This is a genomic window from Herbaspirillum sp. UBA812 (assembly GCF_002296545.1).
Taxonomy (GTDB): Bacteria; Pseudomonadota; Gammaproteobacteria; order Burkholderiales; family Burkholderiaceae_D; genus Herbaspirillum; species Herbaspirillum huttiense.
In genome coordinates, this window is the sequence record NZ_DBIC01000343.1 from 16,175 (window position 1) to 16,386 (window position 212).

The 212-nt window shown below is 64.2% G+C and carries 1 pseudogene; it reads right to left on the minus strand.

Annotated features, from left to right (window positions below):
* Positions 1-212, minus strand: a pseudogene (locus B3873_RS23145) (MFS transporter); the annotation flags it as partial.

Below are 212 nucleotides of genomic sequence, written 5' to 3' on the forward strand. Positions count from 1 at the left end.
GTTGCCCAGCGAATTGATCAGCGCCAGCACCGCTGCCGCAATGCGCGCGTCCAGATAAGCCTGCGGAATGGGCCAGAACAAGGACGAAGCGGCCTTGAAACCGATGCCGGCAAAGCACACCGCCACGAAGCCGATCACCGGACCGGCCGAAGCCGAGACCGCCATGCCGATGGCCGAAATCACCAGTGTGGTCGCCACCCAGAACTGCGGCT